Below are 18,518 nucleotides of genomic sequence, written 5' to 3'. Positions count from 1 at the left end.
CTGTCATTGAACTGACCCGTACAGCGCGACCCGGATGCGCATCAAGTGAATTTACAGAGCCGAAGTACTTACCAGGCGCTGCGCTCAACGACGGTCGTACGATGAGTAATTTGCCGTTCAACGATGACTCTGTACCAATATGAGAGCCGCCACTCGTTATGGTGAATGAACGGCCAAAGTCGGGAAGCGGGCAGGGCGGTCTGAATGTTCAACTCTGGGACTATCCGCCCCAACCGCTTCCGCCGCGGCTTGAAGTCGTGTTCTACCGAGATGAACGGATGTCTGAAGTTGGGGAGCGCGCAACGACGACTGAATGTCGTCTATTGGGTCTTACCAGTACCTCTTCGCGCACTTCGGATTGGAAGCGGCCGAGCAAGACGACGGCGCGGGGGCCTGGCGGCCTCCGAAGCCGGCATCGCGGATTTGCTAGGACGGGGCGAAAGGCTCTCAGGCAGCGTTAAGCTGCGTCGCCGCCCACCGCTTGCTTGATCGTCTCGCCAAGCAGCCTGAAGTCGCTCGTGCGCGGATGGCCGCTACGCCAGACCAGCGCGATCTGTCGCGTCGCGTGAAGGCTCCGCGCCTGCCGCGTCTCGACACGCGTGCCGCGCAGGATGCCGGCGTCAATCGCCATCTGCGGGAGCAATGTGTAGCCGAGACCGGCGTCGACGAGTTGGACGAGCGTGTGCAGTGTAGAGGCGACCAGCCGGCTTTCAGCCTCCGAACCTGCACGGTTGCAAGCCGCAAGAGCGTGTTCCTTGAGGCAGTGTCCGTCCTCGAGCAGAAGCAAGCGCTCATTGTCGTCATCACAGAGCGGCGACGCCGTCTGATCCTGTTCCTTAGCCGCGACGAGCACCAGCCGATCGACCGCGATGTTGATGCTCTCGACCTCACCGCACTCGACCGGCAGGGCAAGCAGAACACAATCGATCGCACTCCGCTCCATCGCCTCACACGCGACGCTCGTCACCATCTCCCGCACGTACAGCTGCAACCGCGGCCAGTCCCGCGCGAGCGCTGGTACGATGCTGGACAACAGGAACGGCGTAATCGTGGGGATCGCCGCCAACCGCAGCGTGCCACAAGCGGCTCGTGCGAGCGCTGCGCAGCGACGTGCAGGTCCTCGGCAGCGCGCACCATCTTCCGAGCGCGGACTACGATCTCCTCTCCGGCCGGGGTGAAGCGGACGTGGCGCCTGGAGCGCTCGACCAAGCTCGTCTCGAGCACACGCTCGAGCTCAGCTATGCCCACGGACAAGGCAGATTGAGAGATGCATGAGGCGGCAGCTGCTCGTCCGAAATGGCCATGCTCATGGAGCGCGATGAGATACGACAACTGTCTGAGCGACGGGAGGGGCTTCATCGACTGAAGTGATAACAGAAATTGCGTCAATTCATTGGATAAATTTGTTCGCCGTATTAAACCGGGGGATCGCATCAAAGGATTAAGAAGATGGCCGACGAAGATCCCAGCGAACGCTGCCCGATGGGCCGGAATGGCGGCGGCGCGGGTACCGTCCGCTCGCTGCTCGGCCGCACCAACAAGGATTGGTGGCCCGATGTTTTGCCGGTCGAAATGCTGCACCAGCACGGCGTGTCGCCCGACCCGATGGGTGAGGATTACGACTATGCCGAGGCGTTCCGGACGCTCGACTACGCCGCGCTGAAGGCCGATCTCACCGCGCTGATGACCGACAGCAAGCCGTGGTGGCCGGCGGACTATGGTCACTACGGTCCCTTCATGATCCGCATGGCTTGGCATGCCGCTGGCACCTACCGGGTCACCGACGGGCGTGGTGGCTCATCTTCGGGCCAGCAGCGTTTCGAGCCGCTCAACAGCTGGCCGGACAACGGGAATCTCGATAAGGCACGGCGCCTGCTGTGGCCGCTCAAGCAGAAGTACGGAAAGCACATCAGCTGGGCGGACCTGTTCATTCTGGCCGGCAACGTCGCCATCGAGAGCATGGGTGGCCCAACCTTCGGCTTCGCTGGCGGCCGCAAGGACGTCTATCAGTCGGAGGGCGATACCTACTGGGGCGCCGAGGAGCAGTGGATCGGGCACGCTGAGCACAAGTCGCGGATCCGCCCGGACGAGCAGCTCGATCTGGAGGGGCCGCTGGCCGCCGACTCGATGGGCCTGATCTACGTGAATCCCGAAGGCCCTGGCGGCAATCCCGATCCTCTTGGCTCGGCGCGTGACATGCGCGCCACGTTCTCGCGCATGGCGATGAACTCGGAGGAGACGGTCGCGCTCACTGCCGGCGGCCACGCCTTTGGCAAGGCGCACGGGGCAAAGCCCGCGGAGACGTTTGGCAAGGAACCTGCTTCGGAAGCCGTTCACATGCAGGGGCTCGGTTGGCTTACGGATAGCGACGAGATTGGCAAGGGTCACATCACCACGTCTGGGATCGAGGGCGCGTGGTCGAACAATCCGACGAAGTGGACTGGCGATTATTTCCGCCTGCTGTTCAAGTACGACTATGAGCTGACGTCCAGCGCCGCGGGTGCGAAGCAATGGACTCCAGTCAACCAGGAATGGGAAGACATGGCTCCCGACGCGCGCAACCCCAGCAAGCGCGTGCCGACGATCATGACGACGGCCGACATGGCGCTGAAGATGGATCCGGAGTTCCGCGCGATCTCCGAACGCTTCCGCGACGATCAGGCGGCTCTCGACGACGCCTTCGCGCGAGCTTGGTTCAAGCTGACCCACCGCGACATGGGTCCGAAGGTGCGTTACCTCGGTCCGGAAGTTCCGAAAGAGACGCTTATCTGGCAGGATCCGGTGCCCGAAGGTACGGCGCCCAGCGAAGCCGATATCGCGTCGTTCGGGGAAAAGGTGCTGGCCTCTGGGCTCAGCGTCGGTCATCTGGTGAAGACCGCTTGGGCGTCCGCCTCGACCTACCGTAAGTCAGACCACCGCGGCGGTGCCAACGGTGCACGTATCGCGCTGGAGCCTCAGAAGAACTGGGCGATCAACGAGCCCGCAGAGCTTGCGACGGTGCTTGCCAAGCTCAACGAGCTGCGCGGCGGTCTGTCACTTGCGGACGCGATCGTCCTCGCAGGCTCGGTGGCAATCGAGAAGGCGGCGAAGGATGCTGGTTTCGAGATCAAGGTGCCATTCACCGGTGGTCGCGGTGACGCGACTCAGGACTGGACCGAGGTCGAGAGCTTCGCATGGATGGAGCCGCAGGCCGATGGTTTCCGTAACTATCTGAGGACGCGGCAGACCGTGAAGACCGAGGAGATGCTGCTCGACAAGGCTTCGCTGCTCGGCCTGTCGGCTCCGGAGATGACGGTGCTGCTCGGCGGCCTCCGCGTGCTCGGGGCCAATCACGGTGACAAGCCTGAGGGCGTCTTGACCGATCGCAAGGGTCAGCTGACCAACGATTTCTTCGTCAGCCTGCTCGATAACGAGACCTTCTGGGAGCTCGTCGACACGTCGAGCGACGAAGAATTCATCGGACATGACCGCGGCGGGAAGGGCGAGAAATGGCGCGCCACCCGTACGGACCTGGTGTTCGGTTCGAACTCGCAGCTGCGCGCGACGGCCGAGGTTTATGCCGAGAACGGTAACGAGGAAAAGTTCGTCAAGGACTTCATCAAGGCTTGGGTGAAGGTCATGGATGCGGACCGTTTCGACGTTACTGCCAAGCCGGTGACGTCGAACATCGCCACCTGACCGTGGATTAAATAAGAAAGAGGGCGGTCGCGAGAGCGATCGCCTTTTTTCGTTTGTACACCGGTGAACGCACTGGCTGCAGGTATCTGACCCTCGATTATAAGGGGTGAGGGCAGCCTTCGCTTTCGGTAAAAAGGTCAATCGGCCCGCCGACCTAGTCGTGATAGACGCCGTTCTGCCGAAGGATACTGCCGCTAATCCACGTTTAGGCCACCCAGCTACGAGTCCCCACACCTGCGAAACTAACGATTATAGGCATGAACGAATGGCCGGAATCGGCGAGCCGTATGCCGGCCCCGGATGTCCGACACTGGGTCAGCCCAGCCGGGCTGCTGGGGGCCACTCTCGACCAACATGCGTCGTTCGCCGTTTGGCCTCGAACGGCAGCTTTTGCCAGAACCTGCCGTTCGCACAGCGCGAAGCCGTCTTGCAGCAGCGCGCCCCACAATCAGACGTTCGACGACGTTCGCACTAATCCCGAAAGCCGACATCTGTTCACGTAGGAAGGAATGTCCAAATCTGGGTGGTTACAGGACCGCCGCGGTGAGAGATGGCCTAGTGCAGCCCTCGCGCTCGATCCTGCAGCGTCAACGCGTATGGAGCTTGGTCTCGGACCATTCGCCCGATGACGATGTTGAGCGCTTGGCGCGCTCTGGCATCCGCGATCAATTCTTGGCCATGATGCGCTAGAAGGACTTGGGCTAGTTCTGCGAGTGCGGCAGCCGCATTACCCTTCAGCTGGCCCTCGTCCTTGATGACGGCCTGTTCGATCCAGCCGATCGCGGCAATCCGCATCGCTACACCCGCATCGGACGCCACAAAGCTGGCGAAGGCAGCGAGTGCGGAATCGTCGTGCGGGATATGGTCGTGCGCGAACGTCTCGTAATAGGGTGCGAGCTTGGCAACCTGCGCCAGCACCTTTGGGTTGTTCGCGATCTGCGACGCAGCGTTGAAGCCGAGGACGCGACGCATGATCTCGCGGCCGCGCCAGTATTTGCCGCCGTTGCTCCAGCCCGGCGCGAAGATGAACGCTACCATTGCGGTCCAGTTCGCGATGAAATTGTTGGCATCGATGTCCTTGTACAGTCGCAGGAAGAAGCCATCGATGAGGTGCTCGAGCGTATATTCGCCGCGTGGTCCCAGCGCGAGGATCGGTTCCCAGAGTATCCTACTTTCCGCGGCGCTGCCCAATGTGATGCGCGCCGCGATAGTGCGCTGAATTTGAAGTCCGAAATCGTCGAGCATGCCGTAGCCGTCATGCTCCTCAAGCGGCTCTTCATAAGGATCGCCGCGCAGACGCCAGTCGGCGAGATCCCACAGCATGCGGATGATCGCGCGATGTTCGGCGAGCTCAGCCGCGGATGGCGGCGGCGCCTCATTCTCCGTCCATCCTGCTTCCACCAATGACCAGTCAAAGGTGGCGGCGAGCAGATGGGTGCCGGGACCGAAGGAATAGCGACGGTGGAGATTGCGGCGACCAACCGGGCCGATGTCCTTGCCCGACAGGCGTTCGAAGCGGTGACGCCATATGCGCTCGATGCGGTGCGACAGATTCACCAGATCGAACGTCACCGGGTGCCGGCTGACGGCAAGCGGGCGGCGGGCGAGGCGGCCACGCCAACGCGCCATCGCTGCCGCCGAGCCCGGTTCGCCCTCCATGCGGGGCACGAGACCGTTCAGCGCCGCGCTGAACACCGACGTTTCGATGATCGCATAATAGGAGGCACCAAGCTGGGTCTTGAGCAGTCGAGCGGCGCCAATGATCGTTCTCACCGTCGCGTTGTCGCCGGTCGCAAGACCGAAGCTGAGCATTTGGTCCCAGCGCGCGCTGTCTCCAGCTCCCCGCGCCTTGGCGTAAATCGCGCCAACCATCGCCCATGCGAAGCCGGGATCGACATGGGACTGCTCGTCCAGTGCTTCGTCGAACTCGGATGCATCGGGGACGCCGGCTGCGAGGGTGGCGGTCAACTTGTCGAAGACGGCAGGATTACCATCGACCCAGGCACCGGCCCGCACGACGAGAACGGCGGCGACGGCGACGCGGATGACGTGCCGTTCGCGATCCGAGAACCGCTGGATCTCCTCATGCTCCTCGAAGGCGGAATAAAGCGCTGCGGCATCTTCTGCCGAGAGGTCTTCCCTGAGTAGCTGCTGGAGGTAGTTGAGTACGTCCGCCAGTGTGGGCTGATTTGTCTCGGTCGTCCGCAAAGCAGCAATCTCAGCGGCAATTTCCGGTGGGTAGCGGAAGGATACGACCGTCTCGCCACCGTCGCCGACGGCCTCTCGATAATTGGTGGGGTCAATCTCGGCGATCAACGCGCGCTGGCGGAGGTCGCGATTGCCTTCCGCTTTCGGCCATGCCGCCACGCTTGCCGTGAGCTGAGCGTTGAAATCAGCATTTGTTCGTCGATGATCGCGAACGACATGCTTGAGCGCTGTGGTGCGATGCGGCTCCTGTTCCCATGCGATGCCAAACCGGCGTGCCGCTTCGCCCGCCCGATGCCAGGTGAATACGTCGTTGCCGAAACGATGGCCCAGGCGGTACTCGTCCCAGAAGATCAGCAAGGGCGAGGACAGGAGCGGCGCCAAGGGACCCTCGAGGAGGCTCGGATCGAGCTTCGCGCAATCCGTCAGGACGCCGAGTATCGCCGCCGATCGCGTTTGCTCCAGTAATGTTCTGCAGAGAGGGGCGATATCGGCTCGGGCCTTGACCTTCATGAACAGCCAGCGCTCAAGGGCATCGAGTGCGGTATAGAGCTGGCTGTTGTGAGTGCGCCGCGTGTGCGACCAGTCGAACACCTGCCAGTCGCCATGCAAGACCCGTCGGTCGCCATCGGAGAGCGTCACCTCGATCTGCTCGCCATCGCCTTGCCCACGACCCGAGCTCCAGCGCTCCGTGCAGAAATCCACCAGGTTCAGGATCGCCTGCAGCGCGGTTTCTTCGCTTTGCGCCAGAAACCGGAAGAACGGACTCGTCCAGAACAGGGTCGGACGATCTTCATGGGCCCATTGCAGACCGAGCCGATCGTCGAACGTCATGCTTCGGTGCTCAGCGTGCGGCTTGTCGTCGATGACACACGCAAGCAGGACCTCGGCGGCGATAGCGGGGGCCGCCTTCATCAAGAAGACCAGTCCGTCGTTCCGGACCACCGCCGTCCGGAACGCGTCGTTCAACCGGCCGCTAGCCCCGAGCGGCCACGGCGGCAGCGGATGATTGCCGAACATCGACATCGACCTTGGCGCTTCGCGGCGCCGTCGAGGGCTCCGCCGCGCGGACTCCTCTCGCATCTTGCGTTCTTCTGCCTTCAACCGGTCGACCTCAGCCTGAACAGGCGGGGCGAGTGGGCGTCGCCGCGCCATTTCCAGGGCGAAGCTGCTGACCGCTTCCAAATTATCTTCAGCGCCCGCGAGAGCGGCCTCGAACATGTCGCTCGCAGCGTCCGACCTGCTCCCGTAGTAAGAGTGGGCGAGGCTTCGGACTTGCTCCACCCGCGCGGTGTCCAAGGCGAGTTCGGCAATGCCGACGCGACCAAGCACCGCGCGGCCCGCGACGAGTGACGGCGTCTTTGTCAGCCAGTATTTGCAAATCTTGGCGACGGTGCATGACCCGAACGGCGCGATCGATGCGCGGTATTTCACAAGGAACCGGATTAGCGGGGGCCACGCGCTCCAGATCGGGGACCGCATTTCAGCCTCGGCATAGAGCGTCATGCCGAGGTCGCCGAGCGCGCCGATTTCTGATCGTTCGGGGACGGTCGCAATGTGCATGAAGCGGGCGAGCAGCCGGTCGAGCAGCTTCCCCTCATTGGCGAATAGTATTTCGGCCCGCGCGGCAAGAAAGTTGTCCGCGGCAGGATCGGTGCATAGCGCATCGAGCAGAATGTCGATCGCATCCGCCGAGTCGATCGCGCGTGCCGCAGCGAACGCCCAGTCCCAACCCTGCGTCGATTGATCCGGCTCGCGCAGCAGGAACTGTCCGAACAGCCGCAATGCCGCAACCCAGAGCGGCTGGTTCGCGAGGCCCGACCAGCGGCCGACGTCGCCTGCTATTTCCTTGAGCGATTGATACCGAGCCCAGTCGGTTGCCAGATCGTGCTGAAAGCTCAGCCGGTGACGCGGGTCCGCGACAAGCGGCAGGCGCCCCCGGCCCGACTTCCACGCGGTCCGATCGGCCGCGCCGAGCGCCGAAATCGCGAAGCTACGCTCATAGTCGGCGTCGCGTCGGGCAAGGGCTATCATGAAACTATGCAGATCAGGATCGCCACCCGTCCAGTAGGACCAAAGGCGATCGGCGATCTGCGGTCGCGCCGCCATGTGCCCGGCTTGATCGTCGGCAAACGAAGGACCGGCGCTGATGATCCAGGCCAACATCCGCGGGTTATCGACCAACGCGACGAAGGCATCGTCATAGGCGTGCTGCGATAGCGCCGGTACGCTCGCCAAGGCCTGTCTGACCTGAACTGTGCTAAACGGATCGACGACCACGGATCCCATTACTGCGGTAATGACGGGGTCGAGATGCGCCTCGAAACCAGCCTGCTGGGCGACGACGACCAATTGCCACCGTGTCGCCCCGTCTGCAGCTGCCTTGGAGAGACGTTGGATGAGCTGGCCCAGACGGACCATTGTCATGGCGTCCGCACGTTCGACGGCATCGACGACCAGAATATTCTTTGGCGCGGATGAGGTTTCCAACAAGTCGCCGAGCGGCGCGGTCAACCCGATCGCGTTATGCTCTGCCTCGCTCAGCGCGGCGCGCAGGGCCTCGGGTCCGAGCCAAACCTGTCGCGCCTCCGGAAAGTGAGTGTCGAGGGTGACCTTTACCAGCGCCGACTTGCCGACACCCGAGTCTCCGATGACCAGAAATGCGCTGCGTTCGCGCAGGGCCTCCAGCAAATTGCCGGTGTCGCGTTCGACTTCGTGCCCGTTCGGAAGACTCGTTTCGATCGTCTCGCGCTGATCGCGTGTGAGTGCTGCCAATCGGTCCCAAGACTGAAAGATGCCGGGATGACCATGGGCAACCCAAGCGCTGATCTCCGCTTCGTGGTCCGCCTTCCACGACAGCAGTGTCGGTACCGTGGCGATCGACGGATTGTCGTCGATCCACTTGCCGTGAATCGCGCACATCCAGATGCCATTGTCTGCTGAACTGCGCTGGGCAGAAGTTAAGGCGGCATCGCTTCGTTGGCCGCCCGACGCCGCGGCAACGATATGGGCGGCAGTGCCCGTCATAGTGACGCCGCTGGCACGATCGTCGGAAGGCCCGATCGTCAGGCGACCGCAGCCCGGGAAGGAGCAGACATAGCCGGCGCGCTCAGCGATGGTCCGCTTTGTTGGTGCGCTGAAGTTATCCCGTCCCGGCATATCGGATATTTAGACCCTTCGAGTCGAAGTCCAAGTTTGGCGCCGATATCGTTATGGAGCTTATGGCAGACGTCTCGAGTTATTTCGGTGCGTTAGAGGCTCAATGTCGGCTTTGCGCCCAAAGTTCGGTCATTCGGTAGGGCTGCCGCCAATCCTAAAAGCGTCGCTCGCACAGGCAATTAACTCTAGCGATCTTCGCCTATACCTAGGGCTGGGGCAAGCGCTTGCTGGCAAGTTGGACTTGAACCGAAAGTTCGATTCCAGGCGGCACATACCAAAGCCGCGTCTCCCACTTGGTCTGCACGATGCGGAATTCGTTGCGTAGATACCAAGCGATCAGGTCGTTATTGTTGCCTGACCAATGGCGCTGGAGATCCCAGTTGGCAGGTTTGAGCGACACTGGTTCCCCGCAGATGGCCATGCCGCTTGCTCGAGCGAGCTTACAAATTTGCCCCAGCAATCGCGCGCCTTCGCCGGGCTGCTCTGACATGATCATCGCGAGCCAGATCACACGATCGTCGGCGATGGTTTCATTGCAAAGATCCTTGTACTGGCCGAACACAAGAGATGCCAACGCCTTCATGCCGGTTTTCGGGCGGCGGAGCCGGCGGGGCTCGGCGAATAACGCAAACTGGATGTCTTCGTCGGTCGTCTGATCCAGCCAGAATTGCTCCGCTTCTTGCAATGTCATCATTCGCCTCGCGCATGCGATTTCCTGAGGAAAGCCGGCTTTCGCATTTGCTGACTTCTATTTTCTCCGCTTAGGTCGCGTCCACAAACAAGGGTATCCGCCAAGGAACCGTTAAAGCCCGAGATTCTCATCCGGCCGCTTTCACCTCGGCGGCCCAGCGCTTTGCATACGGTTCGGGAAGAACCGCGTCGTGCGGCGTCATCGTGAAGCGAATGCCGTCGCCCTGGCGAGCGATGTCCGACGCGTTCGCCCCGACCCAAAACAAGGCGAGGTTGCGATCGGCGGTACACAGCTGGGTGTGCATCTCGGGGAAGCAGGCCAGGCAATAGAGCAGCAGGTCCAGCGCCTGGAGGTCCGATAGCGCGTTATAGGCGTCAGCGTCGCTATAGGTGACGTGAAACTTGAGCAGGCTCTTCGCCGCGCAGCGCGCCGGGTTCACGATCGTGCTGAGCACGGCGAGGACGACAAGCGAGGCTTGCTCGACGCCGAAGTCTTTCGCGGCCGTCAGCACTTCCTGCCACCGCCGGTCGACATCGCGGCGCGCGACCGGTGCGGCAAGGATGGGCGCGACGTGGCGCAGGAATGCCTGCTTGCGCGCCATGCCTGGACGTACATCCTCGATCACCCCCAACAGACCATCAATCGATCCTGGTCCGACCATCAGCGTCGCCGCCGGCAGCGCCTGGCGGAGCTTCGCCACCGCCTCTTCAATCTGCCCGCGCGCAGCTTCCGGCGTTGGAAGCGTTCGCCCATTGCCCTCCATCGCGAACAGCATCGGATTGATGCGGATCGGCTCGTCCTCGAACAGATCGAGGAAATCCGGGTCCCTGCCGACTCTCTTTCCGCCGTCGAAACGCCCGGAGATTTCGGTGATGATATTGCGATCGGGAAGGATGACCGCGGTTTCGCGTGTCGCCGCGAGGGCAGACGGCAGCCAGCCGCCCCGCACCAGACCGATCGCCTTCGCGGTGAATGGGCTGACCAGTGTTGCCGTGATATGCGCGTATTTACTGGTGTCGATGCCCTCGACGTCGGTCTCGACGATCCGTCCGTTATACATCTCGAGCGGGATCGTGATGCCGGCGTGGAGCTTCGCCGACGCGAGTTCCTCATAGGTCCGCGGCCTGATGTCGACATCGGTGAACGCAATCGTGCGCAATGGACCACCGCCGGGACGTTCCTGTTCCTTGTAGACAAACATGCGGCCCCCCGGGCGGGGCGGCTGGACGGGCTGTTGGACTGTCTCGGTCATTCACCGCTCATAGTCGCGTGCCGCCTGCCGACGAAGCAAAGCTTGGGCAACCGCCGTGCACCGGAAGCACTTTGCCAATGCACGAAAAGCCCGCAAAGTCCCGCGATGCCACGCCGTGCCAGAAGGACCCGCAAGCCGGACAAGGACGATCTGCGCAGCTTTCAGCGGTTCAGCGGCACGCTCAGCGATGGCGACCGGTCGATGCCGGTGCGCTTCAAGGCTCGGATCGGTACAGACGGCAAGGTCGAACTCGATATCCATGCGTTCCGGATCACCAAAGCCAATTGGTTCGTGCGCGAGCGGTTTCAGGCCCGGGACGATGTCGCCGAATTCGTGCTGAACGGCGTCACCGCCGATGGGCTGCGCTTCGAGACCGACAGCCTTTCCTTCAACAGCCTCGGGTCGCGCTTCAGCGGCGTCCATAACCGGCATTGGTCGAAGCCGCGCGCCGAATGCGGCAAGGTTCAGTATTTCAGGACGATCGATCCCGCGCGCGAGCTGCCTGTCCTGAAGCTGCATCTGAAGGGGTTCGACTGCTTTCCGCCGCTCTACGCAACCTGCGCACTCGGCAAGATCCAGGTCGCTGGCGAGACGACGCTGAGCGAGGCCGACCGCCTCACCGGCTGGATCGTGATCGAGGCCGACAAGCCACCGGCCGATACCGGCGTCTGGCGTGCGGAAGCCGAGAGGTTCGCCGAGCATTTGCGCCGCATCCTGTCGGTCGCTGCGTCGACCATGCTTCAGGCGCCGATCCTCGAGTTTGTGGCCGGCGATAGCTACGAGACCGAGGTGCTGTCGCAAACCCGCCAGCACGCGCCGGTGATGCGCGTGTTTCACAAGCTCAACCTGCAGCCGGTGCTCGATGCCGCGATTGTCAGTTTCTTCGATCCGCCGGTCGAAGCGAAGAACCTGTTCTTTGCGATCGAGTGGTTCGCGATGGCGACGACCTATAATGAGGTGCGGCTGGTCAATGCGATGACCGCGCTCGAAAACCTGATAGATTCCAACCTCACCGAAGAGGAGGCCCTGATCGAGCCCAGGCGGGAGTTCGACAAGACGCGCAAGGTCTTGCGCAAGGTGATCCGGGCCTGTCTCGACCGGTGGTCACCCGATCGCGCCGAGGCCGCGCGGGAGGAGTTGGGCGAGAAGCTGCTCGACCTCAATCGCCGACCGCTGCGGCGCAAACTCTATCTGCTGGCAGCGCGCTGGAACGTGCCGCTTGAGGGGATCAGCGACACGCAGATCACCCAGGCGATCAAGGCGCGCAACGCGATCGTCCATAGTGGGCATCATCCAACGGCGGAGGAAGGGCCCGATCTGTGGGATCATATGACGATCGTGCGCGAACTCGTGGTGCGCTTCCTGCTCACCGCAATCGGCTATCGCGGGCAGTATATTTCGCATGTCGGCGGTTACCGCTTCGCGCATTTCCCGCCGGTTGACTCCGAGGCTGACACGCCGAGCGGCGAGCCGGTGGTAACTGGAGGGGACCAATAGGACGCCATGCACGCGACTGTCATCGGTTCAGTCCAACCCTTCCTTTGGGTGCCAGCTGCGCACGCCCGTCAGCTTGCGCGGAGGCGGGCCGGCGATGAGCGCCAAGCCATCACGGAACAGGGCATAGTCATAGTCGCCGCGTGCAAGCTCGTCGCGCGCCGATACGAAACGGCCGTCCCGGCTGTCGCCGCTAATGATCCCGGCGAGATCGCCGGTCGGCAGGTCGAGGGCATCGGGTAGCCGGCGCGTTCCGAAGCGGATCAGACCGGTGAGCGTGTCGAGGAAGGACGCCGCTGCGCTCTCCTCCATCGCGAACGCGAAGAACGGCGCGAAGGGGCCCGCGACATATTGCTCCCATTGCTCTCGCCAGAACGGATGGCCATGCAGAGCCTCGAACCACAGATAGGGTGACTTGAAGGGCATCAACGCCTGCGCCGGCGCAAGGAATGGGCGGCCGGCATAGTTGAATTTGAGGAACGTGATCGGCCCGGTGTCTTCGGGCACATCGCGTTTACCGCCGACCCAGTCGATCCACTTCGCAACCGGTATCGCGTCCATCAGCGCGAAGTTCGAGCGGTGGCTCGCGAGCGCCATACCGGTCGGGACAGATCCCGCCGGCGCTACCGCGCCAGCTGGCGGCGTTGGACTTTTCGGGATGCCGGGTTTGGCCTTGGGCTTTCCGCGACGTGTCTGCGACAGTCTCAGGAACGCTCCAACTGTCCCGGGCCGCGATCCGAACCCGATCGAATAGCCGTGGATGACTCGGCCATGCGGCGAGAGCGCCCCGATATAGGGTAGGACCTGCCTGAGATATTTGCGTTCCGCCGCCGCTGCCATCCCGGCGTCGCTCACGTTTGCCGCGAACGATCCGCGCGCTTCGGCCAGCACCACGCCGTGCCCCAGAGCGTTGCCGCCATGATAGAGAAAGTCTGCGTGCGGCTTGAGCGCCGTCGAGAGGCATGCGGCATTGTTCCGCCACGCATAGCCCAGCGCGTTCATGTACAGATCGGTGATACCGGCGCCCATTCGCGATGCGAAATGGGTGCGCTCGCTGTCCGCAAGGTCGGCGAGCAACGGCGACAATTCGAAGCCGGCCCCTTCGGCGAGCAGGATCCGTGCTTCGCTGAGCGCGCTGTCACGGATATGCGTCAGCAACTCCGGAGGCGCGTTCTGCAAGGTGGCGGTGCGTGCCATCGCTGCCGCCAGCGCCGTGGGCGAGAATTGAATTTGCGACGCGAGCGACGGTGCGCTGAATGCCGGCGCCACCAGTGCGCCTTTGTGGAGGTGACGGCGCTCACCGCCCAGCGCCACCGTCTTGTCCATCGTCCACGGTGCGAGCGCGCTCACAGATCGAACCAGCCGAAGCACCCGGTCCCTGCAATGAAGCGCGCCAGAATCTTGTCCGAACCCGTGACGAGCTCGTAATCCCGGAATGCCTGCGGCGACTTCTCGCCATGGAAGAGGTTGCACCGTACCTGGTAGATGGTGCGCAGCAGCTGTTCCCAGTTCGGCACCGAGCCCGCCACCCACACCTGCGGTTGCTGTCTGACATTGTTGACCGCGCACAGCGCTAGCAGTGCCGGCCGGTCATGCTGGTTGAATGCTGCATAGCCGAGCTTCGTGCGCACACTTTTGACATTGAGCACCGGCCACATCGCAGCAAAGGCTGTGACCGCCTCCGCGAACGCAGCGTCCCCGGCCATGAGCTCATCAAAGGCGCCGACGAGCCGGGGCGCGGCGGCAAGCGCATCGATCGTCTCGCGATCGCTGTCTCCCAACGTCACCGCCGACATCCAGCCGTTGAACGCCATCCAGCGATAGACGAACGCCATGAAGGAGGGCGGCTGCCCGTTGGCGTTCTCGAGCAACTCGATCGTGACATCACGCGCCGCGGGATCGAGCCGGTGGAAGTTGCTGAAGCTAACCATCATTTATTCCTCCACTCGCGTTTGATCGGCCTGGCCCGGCACTCCATCGGCGGAACCACTCTCCCCGCTCAGGCCAGCCGCCTGCCTCAGCGGCGCGATGAAGCTCGTCTCCCAGGCGCGCGCCACACGCCGTTCGAGTTCCTCGCGCAATTCGACATTGTCTTCGAACCAGGTCCTCAGCCGATCGGCGACGCCAGCGCGATACCCGCCCATGCCGAGCCCATAATCATGCTCGCACGCATCCCACAGTTCCTGTGCGCGGCTGAGCGGCTGGAGATAGACGGCGGCACCGTGATGCCGCGCTGCGTTGACGAAGTCCGCCTCCCATTGGGCGGCATTGGCGTGTACCTGCATCAGGAACCCGCGCGCGGTCTCGAGCTCGCCATTGTCCAGGTCAGATTCGATGATCGCCGTCAGCCCGACGACCACTTCGGTCGACCGGATTTTCGCTTCCGCCGCGGCGCCATCGCCGAGATACTGGAAGACATCGAAGTTCCAGAACCGGCCATTGCGCAGAGTCGCGGCCCATACGGTTCGGGCATGCAGGCTGGTGACGGCGCCAAGGAGCCTCTCGTAAGGGTGGCGCCTTGCACCGCGAAGACCGGCCTTGCGGTCGGCGAACCGGGTGAGGTTGCCGCTTACCGTTGCGAGCGCAGCCATCGCCTCGGCTTCGGCGCGGTTGCCGATCATCTGGGCGATCGCCGCGACGGTCGCCTGCGCCGCGTCCGCCTGCGCCTTGCGCACCGCGACGATTCGTTCGAGCACGAAAGCGGTGAGATCGCCTGGGTCGTCAGCGCTCGCATCGAAGGCGAAGGCATTGATCCCGGCGAGGCCGATCTTTTGCAGCGCGTCCTCGACCTGACCCAGCTTGATTTCATAGCCTTCGGCTACGTCCTCCGCCGCTTCGCCTGAATCGTGCCGCATCGACAGCGCGTCTCCTAGCCGTGCCAGCGCCACGATCGCCACGCGATCGAGCAGCGCCGGGTCGGCGTCAGTCTCGTTGATGTGGGTGAGAAGGGCCTGTGCGCTCGGGTCCGGCGCGCTGCCCCATTTCGAGCAGAGCAAGGTTACCGCGCGCGGATCCTTCATATGCAGGAGAATGTCGGGCCGCACCGCGCTCCCATCGACGCCGCGCGTGTCGATGACGGTGATCGACAAGCGTGCATCCGAGACCAGCGCGAACGGTACGGTGACCGTGATGCGGTCGGGCAGCGAGAAGTCCTCGTGCCGGCCATTGTTGATCCCGGTGAACGTTGCGCGCAGCCATTGCCGCCCGGCCCTGGCGTCGATTCCTTCGAACTCGACGGTCCGCCGGCTGCGGCGCCACAGGCTGAGGCGTGCCGCGAACTCGGCGGTGAACGCCTCCAACGTCTCGAATGTCTTCGCCAGTTCAGCCGCGGGATCGGGTGCGGCAAAAATGCCCTTGCGCGCGCGCGCCGGCCGGGGAAGCCCGGCCATGTTGCGCAGCGCGCGCTCCACTTCCTCGGCTGGCCTGAACTCCACCGTGCTCGGCGACGTCTCGCCCGACAGCTTCTCGAACACGCCTTTGCAGACTTCGCCGACGAGTTTGTAAATCTCCTCGTCGCTGACCGGCTCGACCGTCAGCGCGAACCGTTCGCCGGTTTCGACACGGACATCGCACAAGGTCGTGCGGCCGCCGCCGGTATCGAGCAGCATGCCCTTGAGATCCGAGGCTGTGGCTTCGTCGAGCACGAGCCCGGCCTGTCGGCAGGCGGCGGTCGTCTTGCCAACGCCGATCTCGCCCACATAGACAACTTCATGATCGAGCGAGAGCAGGTAGCGTCCGGCTTCCTCAAGCCGCCGGTCGAGCAGCTGCGCCTGACCAGCAAGCACGGTCGGCACCTGACCGTCGTCGAGGAATTCGCGCACCTGGCCAAGACCGCGTTCGACCGAAACCAGGGCCTCGAGGTCGGGATGGCGGAGCGAGGGCCGGGGCAAATGCACCCATTCCAGCGCGAGAAGTCGGGCAAGTGCCTCCGCTTCGGGCGTGCCCACGGCTGCAAGATAGGCGGTGATATCCGCTTCGTCGCCATCGCCGGCCTCGATCCGCGAGACGCGAGTCTGATTGGCACTCATCCGTTCTGCAACTTGGCGCTGCGTCTGCCCCGAGGCGCCCCGCAGTTCGGCAAGAATCGCACCGTCTTCCATATTCACTGCGGCACCCTTCGCATTGTCTCTTCAAGTGAATATATTCATTTCATCACGGAATGCAATGTTCGCCGCGGCTAGGTGACGGCCCGGTCGTTTGCGGATGTCGAGGAGCGTGCGCCGCTAGCGTTCTCGATCGCCAGGGGCCGGATATCTTATTTAGCCCCACCGTGGCTCAAGGTCCGACCGAGTTGCGGCGATAAATGAGTATGATAGATCGGCATAGGACGCTTGCGACTTGCAGCGCTTGGCCCTGGCGAAAGACTCCCGCGGTGTGCGACGATTAGCGATGGATGACGCTTCCGATTCGCCCGACTTAGACCCCAGTGCGCTTCCGATCGGGGTTCATATCGTCCATCAATATTATCCCGGCTTCATCGATGTACTCCCAAACACGTTGTACTTGGTTGATGGCGCTGGGCTGCGCGGTGGCGTGCATGTCCTTCGCCACGTTCGGCCGCTCGTCGTCACCGATTTCCTAAACGGCCTGACCCGATCCGAGGGCGAGGACGGTGCGATCTACACTCGGCTCGAGCGGCCGATCGGCGACATCGAAGACGCTTCCAATGTTGTGGACGCAAAGGGCCTTGAGGGCCGAGGCGCACCGACGATCGCGATCGAGAAGGGGCGCGACGGACGCATTTTCTACCAGGACGTGTTCACCGAAATCCAGACATTAACGGAGATCATGACCCTGGATTCTCCCGCCGGGCTCATCGCGCACGACCAGCTCGTCGGGCGCTTCGTCGGCGCCTACCGCTTCGTGCACAAGGATCCACGACTCGAAATGCCGTCCGCCGTCCCAATCGAGACTACACCGCTTCGCGTCGGCCGTTATTTTTATTCGGCTCAGGAACGCGCTTTGCCGTTCGACAAACGGATTGCTGAAGCATGGCCGAATGAACTGCACCTTTCGATCGCCGCGCTTGGACGTGGCGTCCGATCGTTGCGCGATCATGATGTTACACCCGAATTGCTTGAAAAGCGGTCCTATGATCTCAATGCGCATCTCTGCAACGGCTTCGCGCTGAGCGAAAATCTGGTCGAACTTGAACGGCTAGTCGATCTTGCTTTCAGCGGTGGTCGCCGCCGCGCGGCTATCGTCGAGGCAGTCTCGCTCCTCGAAGTAGGGTTGCTGCAGGCCCGCGACCGCTTGCCGGCCGGCGAGCGTGCCAAGAGTTCAAGCAATCTCGCGCCCGACGATCTCACCCTAAAAATGCTCGTCAACCGCGTGTTGCCGCACCTGTTGCGCCACTTTGACGGTGAGCCGGGGCCATTGATCAAACGTGCAAACGAGATGCGTTCGATCCGCAACAGCGTCGTGCATCAACGACATGAGCCGAGCGCCGAAGAGGCCAACCACGTCATTTCCATTGTTCACACTATCATCGCGATCCTTGAACTTCCCGATAAATTCAAAGGCAACTGGAAGCGGACGGTAATCTGCCAGTGAAACGACATACACGACTGGCGGCTTCTGGAAGGCAACGATGTAACGTCAAAGGCCGGGTCAGGGTCTTGGCTGCTTTGTCACGTTGCTGACGAATTTGCGCATTGCCTTCAGCCCGCTCGAAACCTGCCAGTCTGCAACCGGTCCACTTTCAGCATTGCTAAGTTGTTCGTCTCGAACGTCCGCTATCGCGACAATGCCGCTTGACAGCCGCCAGTAGGCAACCGGCCCAGCTTCAGCCGTTATCCCGTGCATCTCGGGCGAACGACGGATGTCGGTTTCTGACAGAACCCGCCGTTCGACCCATCGCTGCCGAACGGCAGAAAAGTCCCAACTCTGGCCGTTGAGCTCGACCGTTTGCAGAAGCCAACGAGCGCTGTGGCGGCGGAAGAACGTACGTCCGCTTCCGGAACGCGAATGGGGCAGCGAGTGGCCGCCTTTGGGTTATGGCGGCTCGGCTGGACAGCCGGATGAGTTTACGCTTCCTAT

9 protein-coding genes and 1 pseudogene are annotated in these 18,518 nt (G+C 62.8%); 3 read left to right on the top strand and 7 right to left on the bottom strand.

The window, feature by feature from the left end:
• Window positions 1–457: 457 nt before the first annotated feature.
• Window positions 458–1,359 (bottom strand): annotated as a pseudogene (locus tag RH91_RS01835) (hydrogen peroxide-inducible genes activator).
• Window positions 1,360–1,449: 90 nt separating this feature from the next.
• Between RH91_RS01835 and katG the strand changes: the two are divergent.
• Window positions 1,450–3,678 carry a catalase/peroxidase HPI gene (gene katG / locus RH91_RS01830; RefSeq protein ID WP_010160789.1) on the top strand — a complete coding sequence of 743 codons (2,229 nt, stop codon included), beginning with the start codon at window positions 1,450–1,452 and terminating at the stop codon, window positions 3,676–3,678.
• A 555-nt stretch (window positions 3,679–4,233) separates the two neighbouring features.
• Here the strand turns inward: katG and RH91_RS01825 are convergent.
• From RH91_RS01825 to RH91_RS22760, 3 genes are all read right to left on the bottom strand, one after another.
• Window positions 4,234–9,042 carry a hypothetical protein gene (locus RH91_RS01825; RefSeq protein WP_157136825.1) on the bottom strand — a complete coding sequence of 1,603 codons (4,809 nt, stop codon included), beginning with the start codon at window positions 9,040–9,042 and terminating at the stop codon, window positions 4,234–4,236.
• Window positions 9,043–9,247: 205 nt separating this feature from the next.
• Window positions 9,248–9,733 carry a hypothetical protein gene (locus RH91_RS01820; protein WP_232283382.1) on the bottom strand — a complete coding sequence of 162 codons (486 nt, stop codon included), beginning with the start codon at window positions 9,731–9,733 and terminating at the stop codon, window positions 9,248–9,250.
• Between the two features lie 127 nt (window positions 9,734–9,860).
• The gene (locus tag RH91_RS22760) at window positions 9,861–10,334 is read right to left on the bottom strand and encodes a hypothetical protein (RefSeq protein WP_198283214.1); all 474 of its coding nucleotides are present in this window, start codon (window positions 10,332–10,334) and stop codon (window positions 9,861–9,863) included.
• Here RH91_RS22760 and RH91_RS22755 point away from each other — a divergent pair.
• On the top strand, window positions 10,305–12,482 hold the full coding sequence (locus RH91_RS22755) for a hypothetical protein (RefSeq protein WP_198283213.1): 2,178 nt from the start codon (window positions 10,305–10,307) through the stop codon (window positions 12,480–12,482). The two genes, RH91_RS22760 and RH91_RS22755, sit on opposite strands and share 30 nt — an antisense overlap.
• A gap of 27 nt (window positions 12,483–12,509) precedes the next feature.
• Here RH91_RS22755 and RH91_RS01805 read toward each other — a convergent pair whose 3' ends face one another.
• The 3 genes from RH91_RS01805 to RH91_RS01795 are packed head-to-tail and all read right to left on the bottom strand — an operon-like array spanning window position 12,510 to window position 16,579.
• Window positions 12,510–13,829: a hypothetical protein gene (locus tag RH91_RS01805; protein ID WP_010160784.1), complete on the bottom strand. Its 1,320-nt coding sequence runs from the start codon at window positions 13,827–13,829 to the stop codon at window positions 12,510–12,512.
• Complete coding sequence (locus RH91_RS01800; RefSeq protein ID WP_029623519.1) at window positions 13,826–14,410, bottom strand: hypothetical protein; 585 nt, start codon at window positions 14,408–14,410, stop codon at window positions 13,826–13,828. Before RH91_RS01800 ends, RH91_RS01805 begins: the two co-directional genes overlap by 4 nt.
• Before the next feature lie 3 nt (window positions 14,411–14,413).
• Window positions 14,414–16,579 (bottom strand): helix-turn-helix domain-containing protein, encoded by a 2,166-nt coding sequence (locus RH91_RS01795; RefSeq protein ID WP_010160782.1) that lies wholly within the window; start codon window positions 16,577–16,579, stop codon window positions 14,414–14,416.
• Between the two features lie 289 nt (window positions 16,580–16,868).
• Between RH91_RS01795 and RH91_RS01790 the strand changes: the two genes are divergently transcribed.
• Window positions 16,869–18,032 carry a hypothetical protein gene (locus RH91_RS01790; protein ID WP_010160781.1) on the top strand — a complete coding sequence of 388 codons (1,164 nt, stop codon included), beginning with the start codon at window positions 16,869–16,871 and terminating at the stop codon, window positions 18,030–18,032.
• Window positions 18,033–18,518: the final 486 nt, after the last annotated feature.

It is taken from the genome of Sphingomonas sp. PAMC 26617 (assembly GCF_000242835.1).
Classification (GTDB): domain Bacteria; phylum Pseudomonadota; class Alphaproteobacteria; order Sphingomonadales; family Sphingomonadaceae; genus Sphingomonas.
This window is presented reverse-complemented; position numbering and strand designations above follow the sequence as displayed.